The organism is Actinokineospora sp. NPDC004072 (genome assembly GCF_053604195.1).
The window spans coordinates 205,687-221,270 of record NZ_JBSGHB010000005.1 but is presented as its reverse complement, the minus strand read 5'-3'; the positions used below and the strand labels follow the sequence as shown (position 1 = coordinate 221,270).

16 protein-coding genes are annotated in these 15,584 nt (G+C 68.4%); 5 read left to right on the top strand and 11 right to left on the bottom strand.

What is annotated here, in order from left to right:
* Positions 1-43 precede the first annotated feature (43 nt).
* On the bottom strand, positions 44-1,381 hold the full coding sequence (locus tag ACWEPX_RS09960; protein WP_451896738.1) for an FAD-dependent oxidoreductase: 1,338 nt from the start codon (positions 1,379-1,381) through the stop codon (positions 44-46).
* Between the two features lie 99 nt (positions 1,382-1,480).
* Between ACWEPX_RS09960 and ACWEPX_RS09955 the strand changes: the two genes are divergently transcribed.
* Positions 1,481-2,320 (top strand): helix-turn-helix domain-containing GNAT family N-acetyltransferase, encoded by an 840-nt coding sequence (locus ACWEPX_RS09955; RefSeq protein WP_451896737.1) that lies wholly within the window; start codon positions 1,481-1,483, stop codon positions 2,318-2,320.
* Positions 2,321-2,757: 437 nt separating this feature from the next.
* Here ACWEPX_RS09955 and merB (ACWEPX_RS09950) read toward each other — a convergent pair whose 3' ends face one another.
* The 5 genes from merB (ACWEPX_RS09950) to merA are packed head-to-tail and all read right to left on the bottom strand — an operon-like array spanning position 2,758 to position 6,714.
* Positions 2,758-3,447 carry an organomercurial lyase gene (gene merB / locus ACWEPX_RS09950; RefSeq protein ID WP_451896736.1) on the bottom strand — a complete coding sequence of 230 codons (690 nt, stop codon included), beginning with the start codon at positions 3,445-3,447 and terminating at the stop codon, positions 2,758-2,760.
* Positions 3,444-4,115 (bottom strand): alkylmercury lyase family protein, encoded by a 672-nt coding sequence (locus tag ACWEPX_RS09945; protein ID WP_451896735.1) that lies wholly within the window; start codon positions 4,113-4,115, stop codon positions 3,444-3,446. The genes merB (ACWEPX_RS09950) and ACWEPX_RS09945 overlap by 4 nt, the downstream gene beginning before the upstream one ends.
* A complete protein-coding gene (gene merB / locus ACWEPX_RS09940) occupies positions 4,112-4,879 on the bottom strand; it encodes an organomercurial lyase (protein WP_451896734.1) in 768 nt (255 codons plus the stop codon). Before merB (ACWEPX_RS09940) ends, ACWEPX_RS09945 begins: the two co-directional genes overlap by 4 nt.
* Positions 4,861-5,274, bottom strand: a complete 414-nt coding sequence (locus ACWEPX_RS09935; RefSeq protein WP_451896733.1) for a MerR family transcriptional regulator — start codon at positions 5,272-5,274, stop codon at positions 4,861-4,863. The genes merB (ACWEPX_RS09940) and ACWEPX_RS09935 overlap by 19 nt, the downstream gene beginning before the upstream one ends.
* A gap of 18 nt (positions 5,275-5,292) precedes the next feature.
* Entirely contained in the window at positions 5,293-6,714 is a 1,422-nt protein-coding gene (gene merA / locus ACWEPX_RS09930) for a mercury(II) reductase (protein WP_451896732.1), read from the bottom strand.
* 117 nt (positions 6,715-6,831) lie between these two features.
* On the opposite strand from merA, the gene ACWEPX_RS09925 reads away from it, so the two are divergent.
* Complete coding sequence (locus ACWEPX_RS09925) at positions 6,832-7,197, top strand: ArsR/SmtB family transcription factor (RefSeq protein ID WP_451896731.1); 366 nt, start codon at positions 6,832-6,834, stop codon at positions 7,195-7,197.
* Between the two features lie 14 nt (positions 7,198-7,211).
* Here the strand turns inward: ACWEPX_RS09925 and ACWEPX_RS09920 are convergent, their stop codons facing one another.
* Entirely contained in the window at positions 7,212-7,511 is a 300-nt protein-coding gene (locus ACWEPX_RS09920; protein WP_451896730.1) for a hypothetical protein, read from the bottom strand.
* A gap of 136 nt (positions 7,512-7,647) precedes the next feature.
* Here ACWEPX_RS09920 and ACWEPX_RS09915 point away from each other — a divergent pair, with 136 nt between their 5' ends.
* The 3 genes from ACWEPX_RS09915 to ACWEPX_RS09905 all read left to right on the top strand — a co-directional run bounded on the left by ACWEPX_RS09915 (position 7,648) and on the right by ACWEPX_RS09905 (position 12,513).
* The gene (locus ACWEPX_RS09915; RefSeq protein WP_451896729.1) at positions 7,648-8,361 is read left to right on the top strand and encodes a hypothetical protein; all 714 of its coding nucleotides are present in this window, start codon (positions 7,648-7,650) and stop codon (positions 8,359-8,361) included.
* A complete protein-coding gene (locus ACWEPX_RS09910; RefSeq protein ID WP_451896728.1) occupies positions 8,358-10,355 on the top strand; it encodes a hypothetical protein in 1,998 nt (665 codons plus the stop codon). The genes ACWEPX_RS09915 and ACWEPX_RS09910 overlap by 4 nt, the downstream gene beginning before the upstream one ends.
* A gap of 79 nt (positions 10,356-10,434) precedes the next feature.
* Positions 10,435-12,513, top strand: coding sequence for a hypothetical protein (locus ACWEPX_RS09905; protein WP_451896727.1), 2,079 nt, complete (start codon positions 10,435-10,437; stop codon positions 12,511-12,513).
* A 57-nt stretch (positions 12,514-12,570) separates the two neighbouring features.
* Here the strand turns inward: ACWEPX_RS09905 and ACWEPX_RS09900 are convergent, their stop codons facing one another.
* The 4 genes from ACWEPX_RS09900 to ACWEPX_RS09885 are packed head-to-tail and all read right to left on the bottom strand — an operon-like array spanning position 12,571 to position 15,559.
* Positions 12,571-13,479 (bottom strand): sterol desaturase family protein, encoded by a 909-nt coding sequence (locus ACWEPX_RS09900; RefSeq protein ID WP_451896726.1) that lies wholly within the window; start codon positions 13,477-13,479, stop codon positions 12,571-12,573.
* A 57-nt stretch (positions 13,480-13,536) separates the two neighbouring features.
* The gene (locus tag ACWEPX_RS09895; protein WP_451896725.1) at positions 13,537-14,298 is read right to left on the bottom strand and encodes a helix-turn-helix domain-containing protein; all 762 of its coding nucleotides are present in this window, start codon (positions 14,296-14,298) and stop codon (positions 13,537-13,539) included.
* Positions 14,299-14,300: 2 nt separating this feature from the next.
* Positions 14,301-14,927 (bottom strand): methyltransferase family protein, encoded by a 627-nt coding sequence (locus tag ACWEPX_RS09890; RefSeq protein WP_451896724.1) that lies wholly within the window; start codon positions 14,925-14,927, stop codon positions 14,301-14,303.
* Positions 14,927-15,559 (bottom strand): class I SAM-dependent methyltransferase, encoded by a 633-nt coding sequence (locus ACWEPX_RS09885; protein WP_451896723.1) that lies wholly within the window; start codon positions 15,557-15,559, stop codon positions 14,927-14,929. The genes ACWEPX_RS09890 and ACWEPX_RS09885 overlap by 1 nt, the downstream gene beginning before the upstream one ends.
* Between the last annotated feature and the right edge of the window lie 25 nt (positions 15,560-15,584).

Genomic DNA, 15,584 nt, shown 5'->3' with positions numbered 1-15,584 from the left:
CGCGTTCTGCTCGGGCAGCGTCGGTGACGCCGTCACCTCGGGGTCAGCGCGCTGGCGGGGCGGACAGCGACAGGACTTCAGCCTCCGCCGGAGCTGCGCAGCAGCCACCGCCCTGCGTCTCGGCAGGCACGTCGAACACCCCGGACCCGCCGCATACGCCGGTCTCGGGCAGCACCAACTCCACCCGCTCGGCCGACTCGCGGTCCCCGGCCAGTGCGGCGGCGACGGCGCGGACTTGCTCGTAGCCGGTCATCGCCAGGAATGTGGGGGCTCGGCCGTAGCTCTTCATCCCGGCCAGGAAGACGTTCGGCTCGGGGTGGGCCAGTTCCTTGACACCGTGCGGGTAGACCGTGCCGCAGGAGTGCACGTTCGGGTCGATCAACGGTGCCAACGCCACCGGCGCCTGCAACGTCGCGTCCAGCGCGAGTCGGATCTCCGACAACCACGACAAGTCCGGGCGGAAGCCCGCGAGCACCACGACCTCGTCCACCGACTCCAGGCGGTGTCCTTCGGACGACACCAGCACCAGACGGCCCTCGCTGTCGCGCTCGACCGCTTCGGTGCGGAACCCGGTGGCCACCGCGATGTGTCCGGCCTCGACCGCGGCCTTCGCCCGAAGCCCGAGCGCGCCGCGGGCCGGGAGCTGGTCGGCCTCGCCGCCGCCGAACACCGCGCCGACCGCGCCTCGACGCAGCAGCCAGGTGATCCGAGTCCGGGGTTGCTGCTCGGCCAGTCCAGCGAAGGCCACCAGCGCGGTCAACGCCGAGTGCCCGCTGCCGGCCACGACAACGTGCTTGCCCGCATACCGGTCGGCGACCGTAGGGTCGGTGAGGTTCGGGACCTGGTAGACGATGCGGTCGGAGGCCGTGGCCTCACCGATCGCGGGCAGCCCGTCGCCGCCCAGCGGGTTGGGCGAGGTCCAGGTGCCGGAGGCGTCGATCACCGCCTGCGCGGTGATCCGTTCCTCCCGGCCGTCGGCGCTGCGCACGTGCACGGTCAACGGCTCGGTCTCGCGCCCGGCGTCCACAACCCGGTCACGACCCCGCCGGGCCACACCCACCACCTCGACTCCCAACCGGACCCGCTCGCCCAGCGCCTCGGCCAGCGGCCCCAGATACAACTCGGCCCACTCCGCACCGGTCGGGTACCCCTCCGGGTCCGGGTGCCGCCAACCGCCGGGTTCCAGCAGGCGACGCGCTGCCGGAGCGACCAGCTCGGCCCATCGGGAGAACAGCCGCACGTGATGCCACTGCGCCACCGCCGCACCGGCCCGCTCCCCACGTTCGAGCACCAATGGCCGAAGTCCCCGCTCGACCAGCTCAGCAGCCGCCGCCAGCCCCACCGGACCAGCCCCGACAACCACCACAGGCAACTCGCTCATCCAGCACCTTCCATCGATCCAGCTCGATTGACTCCGTCGAACAGTATCGACCGCACTCGATGGATGCAACCATCGATCCCAGTCGATACACTCGGGGTCATGCCGATCGCGCTGCCCCAGGCCCAGGTCCTGCCCACCGGCGAGGCAGCCACCTACGCCGACTGGTTCGCCTGCCTCGCCGAACCCGTCCGGGTCCGTCTCCTGCACGCCGTGGCCACCAGCCCGACAGGCATCACCGTCGGCGCGTTGACCGAGATCCTCGGCACCAGCCAGTCGACCACCTCCCATCACGTGCGCAAGCTCGCCGACGTCGGCTTCGTCCGCCTGCGCAAGGAGGGCACCGCCACGATCGTCACGGTCAACGAAGCCTGCTGCGCCGGACTCCCGCACGCCGCCGACGCCGTCATGGGACTGCTCGCCCCCCGCCCCTGCTGCCCCGACGACGTACCCGACGACGTGACCGTGCGCGCCCTCGAACCCCGTGACTGGACGGCCGTGCGCCGCATCTACGGCGAAGGCATCGCCACCGGCATCGCCACCTTCGACACCACCGTCCCCAGCCGCGCCACCCTCGACGCGAAATGGCTGCCCGGCCATCGCTGGGTCGCCGAAATCGACGGCGAAGTCGTCGGCTGGACCGCTGCCAGCCCCGTCTCGAACCGTGAGTGCTACGCGGGCGTCGCCGAAACCTCCGTCTACGTCGCCGACGGACACCGCGGCCGAGGCGTCGGCAAAGCCCTGCTCCACAAGCAGGTCACCGCCGCCGACAACGACGGAATCTGGACCCTGCAAACCTCGATCTTCACCGAGAACCGCACCAGCATCGCCCTACACCACTCCGCCGGCTACCGCACCGTCGGCATCCGCGAACGCATCGCCCAACTCAACGGTGTGTGGCACGACACCGTCCTCATCGAACGCCGCTCACCCGTCCGATAGCCCTTGCGCCAACACATCCACCGCGCTGGGACACCGGTCTCGGTCAACGCTGTGCTGTCCCTAACAAGCCAACCACGTGCAAGCGCGGCTCGCACACGCTCGCGCCATCCGGGTACCGGCGGTCGTGGGAGACGGCGAGGTCCACATCGGCTGCCCGGCCTGTGCCGCCGACGGCGCTGATCACTGTTGGCGCCTGACCACCAGGAGTCCCATTCCCGATCGTGCCGAGCTGGATGACGAGACCTATCGCGAGCTCATTCTCGATAGTGCTCGGGCAATACCACCGTGGGCGGGTGGACGAGGTGCTCAATAGCCCGTTCACCGTCTGAGGCAAACGATGTCAAGGTCGGAGGTCCCGCGCGCAGGGCGTGTGGGTGCAGCGGGATGTTCGCTAGCCAGTTCCGTTGGGTTGTCAGGGTGTCTGAACGTTGCTGTCGCTACGTGGCCGGGCGGGTCGTGGGGTTGATCAGTGGTCGGAGGGTGTCGCGGTAGTGGCTGAACCAGGGGCGTTCGAGCATTTCCTGGACAGTGAAGGCGCGGCTTCCGGGGCGGGCGGCGAGCGCGGGTTCGGCCGCTTCGGCGGAGGCGAAGAACGGCTGGTATGTGCACACGGTGGCGTTGATCTCGTCGAAGTGCCCGCCGATGGAGTCGCTGAAGTCCTGGGGGTGCAGCAGCACCGTGACCGCATCAGGTGGGTCCGTCCGCTCGACGCCGCCGGGGATGAAGTCGATGCGGATCGGTGTCCCGGTGGTCGGGCAGGTTTCCTCGACGCGGAAGGGTACGTCGAGGACGGCGGCGAAGGTGAACACGTCGGGTCCGCATCCGCTGCCCATTGGGACCTGGCGATCGCCGATATGCACCACTCGGCGAATTTGATTGCCTGGATAGGGGTTGTCCCAGTGGATCAACCCGTTCTCGATGCGGGCCGTGAACTCCTGTCGGACCAGCGCCGCGGTTTCGCTGTGGGACCGGTTGAGGATGGTGGCCAGGCGTTGCACCGAAGCGGGGCGTTCGCCGAGCCTGGTCAGGCCGGACAGCGCGATGATGGCCTTCACGAACGGCGTTTGTTCCATGGCTGCCAGCCAGCCCTGGTCGAACTGCGCCAGGTCGGTGGTCCGGTCGTTCACGGGCTGGCCTCCTGGTCGATGGGCGGTAGGAGGGCGCCGAACTCGGCGATGCCGCTGGCGAGTGCCTGGTGGTGGTCCAGCACCACCCCGGTGATCTGGGGGTGGCGGGTGGACCAGGCGTGGGCGGCGTCGAGGGTGGTGAAGAAGTTGATGTGCCCGCAGGTGCGGTCCACCGAGGGGCAGCAGGCAGCCTCGCTGCTGTCGGTGGTGCCGGCGAAGACGACCGCGGTGCCGGGCTGCCAGCGTGCGGTGTCGTGGTCGACCTGGACGGTCACGATGTGGCCGGTGTCGGGTTCGGTGCTGGTGATGGTGACAGGGTGTCCGAGCATGGCGGACATGCCGAGGGCGTCGATGGCGCACATCGCGTACACGGTGGGGCCGCGGTCCCAGGTGACCCGGTGGCGGGTCGGGGCGGGTGAGAACGGGTAGGCGGCGCGGATCTCGCCCTGCTTGTCGAGGGCAAGGAGGTCCTGTTCGGTGAGTTCGGTCAGCGCGTGACCGGGGTCGATGCCGTGGTCACGGGCCATCCGATCCAGGTCTGCCCGCAGCGGCGCTTGGCCGGTCTCGGCGAACGTCGTCAGCATCAAGCGGTGCAGGCGCTGTGCTGGTGGGGTGAGCGCGGCGGCGGCACGGCACTTGTTCAGCTCCAGGTTGGGCGGCTCGGTCATCGCGTTCCCTCTGGTTCGTAGCGCAGCAGCGCTGCGGCCATGTCCCGCGCCGCCGCGAAGGCGTCCGGCATGGACAGGATGGCGATGTCGTCACGGCCGGCGGCCCATTGCTCGGCCTGGGCTTGGCTGGGGAAGAAGAGGTTGTGGTGGCAGAAGGTGCCCCAGATCGCGGTCGTGCTGCTGAGGTCGACCTGGTCGCGGCCGGGTACCCGCTGGGTAGCCACCGCGCCGACTGGGTGGAGGTCGGTGATTCCGGCGGGGCTGGCGTGCAGTGTCACGACGTCGCCGGAGCCGGGCGGGGTGGAGGCGATGGCGATCGGTTTGTCGAGGATGTGGGTGAAGATCAGGGTGTCCATTGCGCACCACGCCCACATCCGCGCGCCGTCGATGGTCATCTCGTGCGGGGTGGGGTTGTAGGTCACGCCGAGCCCGACGATCAGGCCGTCGTCGTCGCGTTCGGTCCACGTGTCGAGCAGCGCGTCGGCTCGTGTTCGGTCGATGCCCAGTTCGGCGATCGTGTCCAGGGCGTGGTCGCGGGTGACCGGCCGGCCTTCGACGGCGAGCAGGCGGAGCATCCGGGTCACCAGGCGGGCCTGGTCGAGGCCGAGGTCCAGGGGGCCTCCCGGTCGGGTCAGTTCGGTTACCGCGTGGTTGGCATGTGCGCTGGTCACGGCCGTCCCTCCGACGATTTCTGGTGTGCTGGTGAGGTCGATCGCGACCGTATGGTCTGACCCTGGGGTGAGGGTCAAGCGCTCGCGGCGCATCGGGGATCGCCCAGCCAGCACGGGCCGCCCTGGCCGGCCAGGGCCGCCTGGTGGGTGGCTTCGAAGTCGTCGATGCGGCGCAGGGTCTGCTGCAACTCGGCGATCCGTGCGGCCAGCCGTGCTCGTGACCGGCGCAGCAGCTGCGCGAGTTGGGGACCGATCGGCGAGTCGGTGCGGGTCAGCTCGCGGATTTCGGCGACGGTCAGGCCGAGCCCGCGCAGTTGACCGATCAGCTGGACGCACCACAGGGCGTCCGTGTTGAACAGCCGATAGTTGGTGGCGCTGCGGCCGACGGTGTAGATCAGGCCCCAGTCGGTGTACTGGCGCAGCGTCTTGATCGGCACCCCGGTGCGCCGGGACAGTTCCCCGACCGTCATCAGCCCGTTGCTCGTCATGACGTCGCTTGCCCAGACTTAGGAGGCGCAGCAGGACAGTTTGGCCACGTCACGGGTGAACGTCTGGGCGGCGAGCTTGAGGCCCTCGGCCATGGTCAGATACGGGCACCACAGGTCGGCCATCTGCTGCACGGTCATCCGGTTGGCCAGGGCGTACACGGCAGTCGCGATCACCTCGCCAGCACCGTCGGCGAGCACGTGCGCGCCCAGCAGCCGCCCAGTGCCGTGTTCGGCGACGAGCTTGATCAGGCCACGGGTGTCCCGGTTGACCAGCGCCCGCGGCACGTACTCCAGCGGCAGCACCCTGCTGTCCGTCACGTAGCCCCGCTCGGCGACCTGAGCGTCGGTGAGGCCGGCCGCCGCGATCTGCGGGCTCGTGAAGATCACCCGCGGCAAGTGGTAGTAGTCCAGCGTGCGCCCCGCGTCCGCGAAGGCGTTGTCGGCCACCAACGTGCCGTGGGCGGCGGAGACGTAGACGAACTGCGGGTGCCCGGTGACATCCCCGGCGGCCCAGATGCGGGGATTGTCGGTGCGCAGGTAGTCGTCGACAACGACCTCGCCGCGCGGACCGGTCTTGACTCCGACCGCGTCGAGGTTCAGGCCGTCGGCGGCCGGGCGGCGGCCGGTGGCCACCAGAAGCTGCTCCGCGGTCAGCTCGCTCAGATTGCCGTGCGCGTCGGTGAGCCTGACGCGGTAACCGTCCGGTCCGGAGGCGACGCGGCTGACTGTGGCGCCGGGCACCGCCCGGATGCCCTCGTCGGCGAACACCTGCTCGATGCCCGCGCTGACCTCGGGTTCCTCGAACGGCGCCAGCCGCGGCAACGTCTCGACCACGGTCACCTCGACCCCGAGCCGGTGCCACAGCTGGGCTTGTTCCAGGCCGATGGCGTTGCCGCCGAGCACGATCATCGACCGGGGCAGCGCGTCGAGCTCCATCGCGGTGGTCGAGGTCAGATAGCCCGTCTCGGCCAGTCCGTCGATGGGCGGTGCCCCTGGGATGGATCCGGTGGCGATCAGGTAGTGCTCCGCCTCGACCGTCACGGTCTCGCCGGAGGCCAGATCTACGTCCAGCACGGGCCCGGACCGCGTGGCGGTGAACCGGGCGGCGCCGGTCAGGATGTCCCAGCCGTACTCGGCGGCCAGGTCGGTGTACTTCTCCGCCCGCAGGGACTCGACCAGCTCCCGCTTGCCATCAACCAGGCGTGGTAGCTCCACCTCGAACGGGGAGGTGGTGATGCCGGGAAACCGGCTCTCCAGACTCACCTGGCGCGCCTCGGCCGCAGCCAGCAGCGCCTTGGAAGGCACGCACCCGGTGTTCACGCAAGTGCCGCCCACCGTGTCGCGTTCGATCATCACCACCGACCGACCCCTGCCGCGAGCCGCGATCGCCGCCGCGAACCCCGCGCCACCGGAACCGATCACGGCCAGGTCGTACCGCATCCGGCTGCCTCCTACCGTCGCCCTCACCCACGTATTCGCCTACACGGATACGTCCGATGCTAACCTCATATCTGTTCATCCGCATACACGAGTACTTCATCTGAGGATGGCGAAGACATGACCGCAGGTCCCCAGCCGGCTGCCACGCTGCTGCCCACCGAGCCCAACGGGGTCGAGATGGTGGCCAAGTTCTTCCGCGCGCTAGGCGACCCCGCGCGACTGCGGCTGCTGGAGTTCCTGCTGCACGACGAACACACCGTCACCGAGTGCGTCGCGCACGTCGGCCTGTCCCAGGGACGGGTGTCCACCCACCTCGGCTGCCTGTCAGACTGCGGCTACGTGCAGGTGCGCCGCGAGGGCCGCTTCGCCTACTACACGGTGACCGACCCACGCGTCGCCGAACTGGTGCTGCTGGCCCGGTCTCTGGCCGCCGACAACGCCGCCGCCCTGGCCGCCTGCATGCGCATCACGCCCACCACGTGAGCCATCGTCAACTGCTACGGCAAGCGGCGGTCGAGCCAGCGAAGCACGGCGCCGATCACGCCGCGCTCATGCCAGCCCTTCCTGATCACTGCAGCGCGGACGGCATTGATGCCCGAACGCAACCGGGCCATCGGTGAGGGATGCTGCTCGTCGTAACGCTGGACCGCACGTCGTTGCAGCCATCGCGCGCACCCGAGGCACACGCCAACCTCGGGGTGCTGGCCCAAGCGAACCAGTTCCGTCTCCGGATACTCCGTGCCGCAGCACCAGCAGGATGGTTCCGATGCCCTGTCCTGCTCCGATTGGACGGTCATCTGGCCACCTCCAGGTCTGTGAGCGTACGCCGAGACACCTGTCCCGACCGGGAATCGCTCTCGCGTGGATAACGAAGTCGGCCTCCAGGGCTTTTGATCTTTGGCTGTCACTCAGTGTCGCCTAGGCTGACTGATCGTGGACGGCGGCAGCGGTGACGACGTAAACGACCAGGTCAGTGCGGCTGTGACCAGCCGCGAGCAGGATGCGGTGCGGATCTTGTTGTTGATCGACGGCGCTGCCGAACCCCTGACTGCGCCGATCCGGGACGACGTCGCCCTGGCCGACGCTGTCGGAGTAGTGGAGGGGCAGCTTCGGCTGCAGAAGCTGGACTTCTGGCTACGGAGTCCCGACTTCCTCGCCGACGAGTTGCTCAACGACTACGAGCGCAGCGGCGAGCCCAGGCTGCTGGACTTGGCGGCACAGATCCTGGACTCCGAGGAGCCCGAGGTACGCCGCTACCCGATGCTTCGTCACCACTTCGGCGCCTACGAGCCGCTCGATGACGCGCTGGCGGTCCTGCGCAGCGCGGGGCTGGTCGTGCGGCGCCGCCACGGCCGGGTCGGCCGTACTTCACGACACGACTACTACCTGCTGGCTCAGGGCCGCGAGGTCGCCCGAACGGTCGTTGCCCAGGCGCCGGCCTTTCGCTATTACGTCGATCGTGTGCAGCTGGTGCTCGATCTGGCCGACGGACGAGGGGGGAACCAGTTGAAGGAGCGTCAGTACCTGCAGGACGAGTACGCGACGGCCGCCCGTGGGACACGGATTGGCAGCATCAGCGCTCGGGCACGGAGCCGTCTCGCCCAACTGCGTACGGAGGCCACGGTCCCGGGCGAGGTGGACGCATGACCGTGGAGGCATCCCGCGCCGAACACTCTGGCTCGCTCGTCGCGCGGATCGCTGCCGCGGCCAAGACCACCGAGGATGATGTTGTTGAGGTCTTCACGACCCACGGCATCCCGCTGGCCTACCCGCCGGCACGCCCTCGGTCGGTCCGAGTCCACCGCCTGCGCGTGCACGGTGTGCGTGCCGGAACGAAGCATGACGGCCCGTTTGACCACACGTTCACCTTCGACACCGACTTCACCGCGTTGGTCGCATCCAACTTCCGCGGCAAGACCAGCGTCTTGGAGATCATCACGTGGTGCTTGCGGGGGTCACCTCGCGACCGCCTGCAGGCTGACGTCCGCCGATGGCTTTCCGAAGTTGAGCTCGACGCCACCATCGCGGGGCAGGCGATTGGGTTTCGCCTCTCACTCGACAAGGGCGTTCTGACCAGAGGCGTGGTGCTCGCAGCCGCACGCTGGGAGATCCTCGCGGCGGAGGACGGTGCCGAGGAACGCCAGGGCGTCTCGATCCTCGTTGACACCGCAGACGAGGACGACCACGCCGCGCAGGTGGCCACGTTGATGCTCGATCGGCTCGACTTGCAGCCGTTGGTGAATTCGGTGAACAAGGACAAACAGGTCAGCACCCAGACTCATGGCTGGCCTGCCTACTACTCCGCGATCAATCTTCCGGCTGGCCCCGACAAGCCCCTGCTCGGGGATCAGCCGATGGCCGGTCTGCCCGGACGGCTGTTGCAGGTGTTCCTCGACCTGCCGGCCGCCGCGGTGCTCACACGGGTGAAGGCGACGCGCGAAGTGTTGCAGTCCGAGGTCACGCAGGAACGTGAGCGCGCACGGGGAGTGGCCGAGCAGCGGGCGGCTGAACGTGCCCGAGCCCAGGAGGCGCTCACGGCTGCACAGACCGAACTCGACCGACTCGTTCAGCAAGCGCCCGGACCGTCGCTGACCGACCTCGCGGACGCCGCCGGTCGGCTCGCCCGCCAAGTTGCCGATGCCGACGAGGAGTGGGACGAGCTCAACCGGGGCTACCGGGCCGCGCGGCGACAACGGCAGGCGGACGAGAAGGCGCTGAATGACGTCAAGGAAAGCCAGATCGCTCGGCTGCTGTTCCATGGCCTGGACCCCAGCGCGTGCCCGCGCTGCGAAACGCCGATCACCACACAACGCCGGCAGGAAGAGCGCGATGTGCACCGTTGCGCGGTCTGCACCGCCGAGGTCATCGGTGAGACCGCCGGCGACGAGGAGGTGGAGGCCGAGGCACAAGCGCGTGTCGATGCCAGCAGGGCTGCCGAAGATGCGGCACGACAGGCGCTGGAATCCGCTGAATCAACCCTCTCCCAACTCACCGCACAGCTGGATGAGGCACAACAGCGATTGCGGACCGCTGGCACCGCCGACACAGTGCGCCAGCGCATGACCGCAGAGCTTGAGGTGGCGCGGTGGAAGGGCGCGTTGGAGATGGTGCCCGAACCGGCCGAGCACGAGGAAGACCAGGAGTCCACTGTCCTCAAGGTGTTGGCCGCCGCGGACAAGGTGCTCGATCAGGACAGCAAGGCCGCTGCCGCCGCCCTGTTCACCGAACTGAACGCCGAGATCGCTGATCTTGCACGTCGGTTCGGGATGAGCGCACTGGAAAGGGTGGAGGTCAACCGGGCCGCGCAGCTGAAGGTGATCAAAGGCGGGGGCGCGCAGTCGTTCTTCGGCAAGCAGAGTCCCGGTGAACAGGTCCGGCTGCGCATCGCCGTTGTGATCGCCTTGCTGCGGGTTGGTGCCAAGCTCGGGATCTCGACCCACCCCGGTCTCGTCCTGATCGACAGCCCCAAGGCCGAGGAGGTACAGGACTTCGACGCGGCCGTCGTCTTCAAGGAGCTCGCGGAGTTGGCCGCGAGCAACCACATCCAGGTGCTGATCACAACCGCCGACCGCGAGCTGAGCAAGGCAGTTCTGCCCGCCGACTGCCTTGTCACCGCCGAGGAAGGTGCGCCGCTGTGGTGATCTCGGTATCTCCGCTGCAGCGTCCTGTAGGCGCATGCTCTGCGGCGTTCGACGTGACCGGTCGGAAAAATCGCTCACCATGGCGGTTGTGGACATGACCCGGCTCGCCGAACACCTTGCCGACACGGCGACCGCACGGACTACTGCCACGCTCGCCCAACTCGGAGTGGAGGCGGTAGCCGAGGAGGCAGCCGACATCGCCGCCGGCCCACTGGCTCCGGTGCTGGCGCACGCGCTAGCCCAAGTTGTCGGCGCCGAGACAGCTGGCTGGGAGACCGCCACTGCTAGCTTCATCGATGGCCTGACCGGCCAGCAGAGCCTGCTGGCGCTGGCGGGCAGCCTGGACGAGCTTCTTGCTAGTCCGTCCACAGTGGACGCTCAAGGAGTGCAGCTGCACAACGTGTTGCTGCGCGACCTCGCGCCGCTGATCCACTCCAATCCGTTGCTGGCAGCTGGACGTCTCGAAGGCGCCGTGCGTCTGGCGGTGGCCGGTGCCGTCACGCCGTTCGGCATTCTCGGCCACCTCACCGCACCGCCGTCCGACGCTCCCGAGGAGTTCACCGAACGCCTTCCCCGCCTGCTGGGCGCGGCTATGGATCGCTGGGCGAACGAGGCCACCATCGCCACTTCACTGCGCAGCGCGCTGGATCAACTGCGCCACGACGAAGCGGCAGCGGTGGACGCGGCTTTTGAGCTGGCCTGTTACGAGTTGAGATCCGCCCTTGCCGCCGAGACTCTCCCGGCGGCAATGGAGGCGCTCACCACCGCCCGGTCAGGTTTCGCCACCGTCGACGCCGCCGAGGAGGCGCGTCACGATGCCAGGGCATACGCGGCTGCCTGTGATGCGATCCTCGCGTTCGCCGCCCACGACCAGAACCGGTTGACCGACGCCGTCGATCGGCTCACCGCGGCGCTGGACCAGCGCGAGGCATGGTTGAGTGGGATGCACGCGCCGTCGTGGCTTCGGCCTCGACGTGCCGCAGAACTCGCGTGGCAGCGACTCGTGCTCCTGCTCAATGCAGCAGCAGAGCGGTTGTCCGAAACGGTCTGGATGGACGTGTGGGAGGCGCTCGCAACGGTCCTCGACGCGTACGCCCAGGCCCGCACTGTGCGACCGCTGCCCGGCGTGGAAGCGACGCCAGGACTGGCTGCTGTTGTCGAGCCTGCTATCGAGAACGCGATCATGCGTCAGCAGAGTCTGCTTGCGGCGCTTCGCCGCTCGGTCACCGAAGTGTCCAAGTTGGATGCTCCTCCGCTCGACGTCTACACAGGAGAGCTGCTCCTTGCCCGTATTGAGGCAGTCGCTGCACGACAACGTGAGGACCACAGTCATTCGTCGCGCTCCGCAACCGATGGGGACGACGATGAGGAGCCTCACGCGGCCGATACCGCTCGGTTGCACCGTCTGGCACCCGCACTAGTCCATGCTCTTGGCGAGCAGCAGGCCGCTGATCTCGCTGCCGACATCAGCGACGACAATCTCCAGGTTCTCGAAGGGGTCGTGCACAGCAGCGAGCTTGCACGGTCGCGGACTGCGCACCCGGTACTCGATCGCCTCCTTGAGGATCTCCTCCGACAACTCGCCGAGTCACCGCACTTTGTCGGCGAAGTGCGAGACACCTTCGGGCTGCTGCTCGAACAGACTTTGCGGTTCCTGCACAGCCGCGCCGACCTCACGACCAAGACGTGGGGGCTGCACAAGGAGAAGGACAAGGACTACCGCCGCCAGCTCAAGAAAGGCGAACGTCGGCCTGTCGAGGCGGACCTGCAACAGGACTACCACCAGTGGCTCGCAACCGGACAGCTCGGCGGTTTGGTCTCGGTCGAAGCTACCGACATCGCGACGGGCCGTGCCGACGTCATCGTGACGTTCGGAACCCTTCGGTACCTCACCGAGATCAAGCGCGAACTCACCAACTCCGCTCCCACCAATCTTGAAGGCAAATACGTTCGCCAGGCCGCGGAATACGGCAACACCAACGTGCCGTTCGGCCAGCTGCTCGTACTCGACCTCACACCACATCCCGACGGCGCGCCACGAGTCGACGAATCGGTCTGGGCCGCCCGCCATCGTCCACCCGGTGCTACAACGGACCGCACTGTGATCGTTGGAGTCGTGGCTGGAAACCGCCCAACACCTCACGATCTGTCTACGTAGCCCGCCAAAGCGGCGCGCCGTCCTTGCCGCAGCAGCCGCCTTTCGACCGAAAGCGGGTCAGCGCGACGCCGGATGAGCCTGTTCGCTCATTGTTTCCGGTTGCGGTTCGTCGGCTGCGCACGCACCGCTGGGACGGAAAGGTTCGGCGAGCTGGGCGAGATAGCCGTTGGGGTAGTGCGGTTTCGCCGCCATGCCAAGGTCGTCGCTGCTGAACCGGCGCTCGGGGTCGTATGAGTAGGTGCGGAGCAGGTGGTCCCACATCAGGGTGAACAGTCCGAAGTTGACGTCGCCGATGCCTGCCCATTTCAGGTGGTGGAACCGGTGGGCCTGGTTGAGCGCGAGCACGACGCGCAGACGACCGACACGGTAGTCCACATTGGAGTGCTGGAGGAGGAGTTGGACGGCGACGCACAGCGCGAGCGCGTAGGCGACACTGGTCGGTAGGCCAAGTAGGACCAGGGGCGCTACTCCAGCGGCGGTTTCCAGGGTCTGATGCAGCGGGTGTTTCATTAGACCGTTGAAACCGTAAGCGCGTTTGACGCTGTGGTGCACCGAGTGCAGCCGCCACAGCGCCGGAACTTTGTGGCTGGCCAGGTGGACCAGCGTGATGCCGAGATCTGCCACGAGGACGGCGACGAGAACCTGCAGGATGAACGGCCAGTCGTGGGGCCAGACGCCGTCGATCGAGGCCACGGCGGTGAGCATGGGCAGGGCAGCGACACTGCCGAGGGTGAGGGTTGCGTTCACCGCGGCGTGGACGGCGTCGCGCCGGTCGTCATCGTGTGGGGCGTTCCAGTCCTCGCGATAGGGCAGGACGCGTTCGGCGGCGAACGATGCGGCGATGGCGAGCAGCAGCAGGGCGAGCAGCCAGAGTTTGGGGCCGCCGGAGGCGGCGATGGCAATGCCGGTGCCGTTGATGGCCAGGAGCATGAACGGCACGTAGCCGTACCGGACGAGCGTTTTCATGCTGTTGAGCCTGCGGGCAGACCACCCGTTCCACCTTGAACAGACTCGCTAACCCATCTACGGCACTGGTTCGTGCCAGTGCACGGCGCGAGCCAGGAGTGAGGGGGCGAGGCCGAACATCTCGTGGCAGACGCGGGTGAGGTGGGCGCTGTCGGCGAACCCGGCGGCGTGCGCCGCGTCGGTGAGGGTTAAACCCTGCCGAGCGTGGTCGATCGCCCGCTGCAGGCGTGCCCAGCGGACGTAGGCACGGAACGGGAGGCCGAGTTCGTCGCTGAACAGGTGACCGAGCCGGCTGGCCGAGATACCGACCGCCGCAGCGAGCTGTCCCAAGTGGACAGTGTGGTCAAGCATGGTCGGCAACACAGCGACCGCGTGCCGCAGCGCTGGGTGCATCGGCACCTGGTCAGGCATGTCCGCATCGGCGAGCTCGGACAGGATCTGGTCAAGCAGCCCGATCGGGGTGCCGTCGACCGGGAGGCCGTTGTCGAGCATTGGCTGCGCCGCCGCAGCCCACGCGGCGACGGAGTCGACGGGCAGCCCGGTGCGCCGCACCCGTGCGGTCAGTACCTGGCCGAGCAGCCCGTCGGCGTCGATCCATGCCAGCAGCCCCGCCGAGCCGCCGGCCATCTCGTGTTCCGCGCCGGACGGAATCACCGCCGCGCGGGCCTGCCGTCCGGTGCCGGCCTCGTCGCGCAGCCGCACCGGCTCGTCGGTGGCGAGCACGAGTTGCACCGAGGCGTGTCGGTGCCGATGGGCGACGCCGACCTGGCCGGTGTAGATCAACCGGCCGGGCCGGAGAGCCACCGTTCCCTGCCACATCGTCAACTCCCGTGAGAGCGGCTGGCCCGCAGGCGACCGATACCGGGCAGGAAGCGGCCGACACAAGAGGCATAGTCGGTGTACGGCGCGCCGTGGACACCGCGGAGGTAGGGCTCTTCGACCAGGCGCACCTGGATCTCGATTCCGATAAGTGTGACCGCCAGGCCGGCGATCGCCACGAGGTTGGGCACCATCAACGCCAAGCCTAGGAACACACTGGCTGCGGCGGTGAAGACCGGGTTGCGCACCAGCCGGAACGGACCGGTGGTCACCAGCGTGGTGTGTTCGGTCTGGTCGACCCCGATCCGCCAGGAGGCGCCCAGCGCCAGCTGGGAACCGAAGGTCGCGAGGATGCCGACTATCACGAGCACGACGCCCAGACCGCGCACAACCGGGTAGTCGACGACGGCCAGCAGCGGCACGCCGGCCAGCGCGGTGACCGGCGCGCCGAGCCCCACCAGCAGGTAGCCGAGGTCAGCTACGGCGAGCCCCCACCATTCCAGCGAGCCGCGTGCCGCCCAGGTGCGCCGGTTGCCGGTGTCGCCGGTGCGGCGGCGCTGGATCAGCGTGCGCACTCCGCCAGCGAGGGCCATGAAGACGACGAACAGGGCCAGGGCTGCGGCGGCCATCACCCGTCACTCCCTGTCGGCACCGGCTTCGCGGCCACGCCGAGCAGGTAGTCACCGCTGATCTGGGTGACCGAGCCGAGCACGGCGAGGCTGTGGTGGGCCAGTTGGTCGAGGAACTGGTCGGCAGTGAACCGGTCCTCGGTGGGGTGGTCGAACAGCCGCTGGTAGATGGGGCGGGCCAGCGCGTGGGCGGTGACCTCCTCGAAGTAGAACCGCCCGCCCGGCGTGAGCACCCTGGCGACCTCGGCGACCGCGGCCCGCCAGTCCGGGATGTGGTGGACGATCCCGAAGTCGAACACCGCGTCATAGCCGCCGTCCTCGGCATCCAGCGCGGCGCGCAGGTCGGTCGCGCTGCCTTGCGCGAGCCGAACCCGATCTCCGTAGCGAGCGAGGCGCCGGCCAGCGCGCTCGATCATCGCCGGGTCCAGGTCCACAGCGTCCACGCTGCCGGCGCCGAACCGCTCCAGCACCAGCTGCGTCCCGTACCCGGACCCACAACCGATCTCCAGCACCCGCGCCCCAGGGATCAGCCGCCCGCCGAACCGCAACAGCACCTGGGCCTCGTAGAAGCGCTGCAGCCAGCGCCGGGGCGGGGAATTCACCAGCGCTGTCTCGGCCTTATTCATCAACATCGTCCAACCTCGATTCCATCACTTC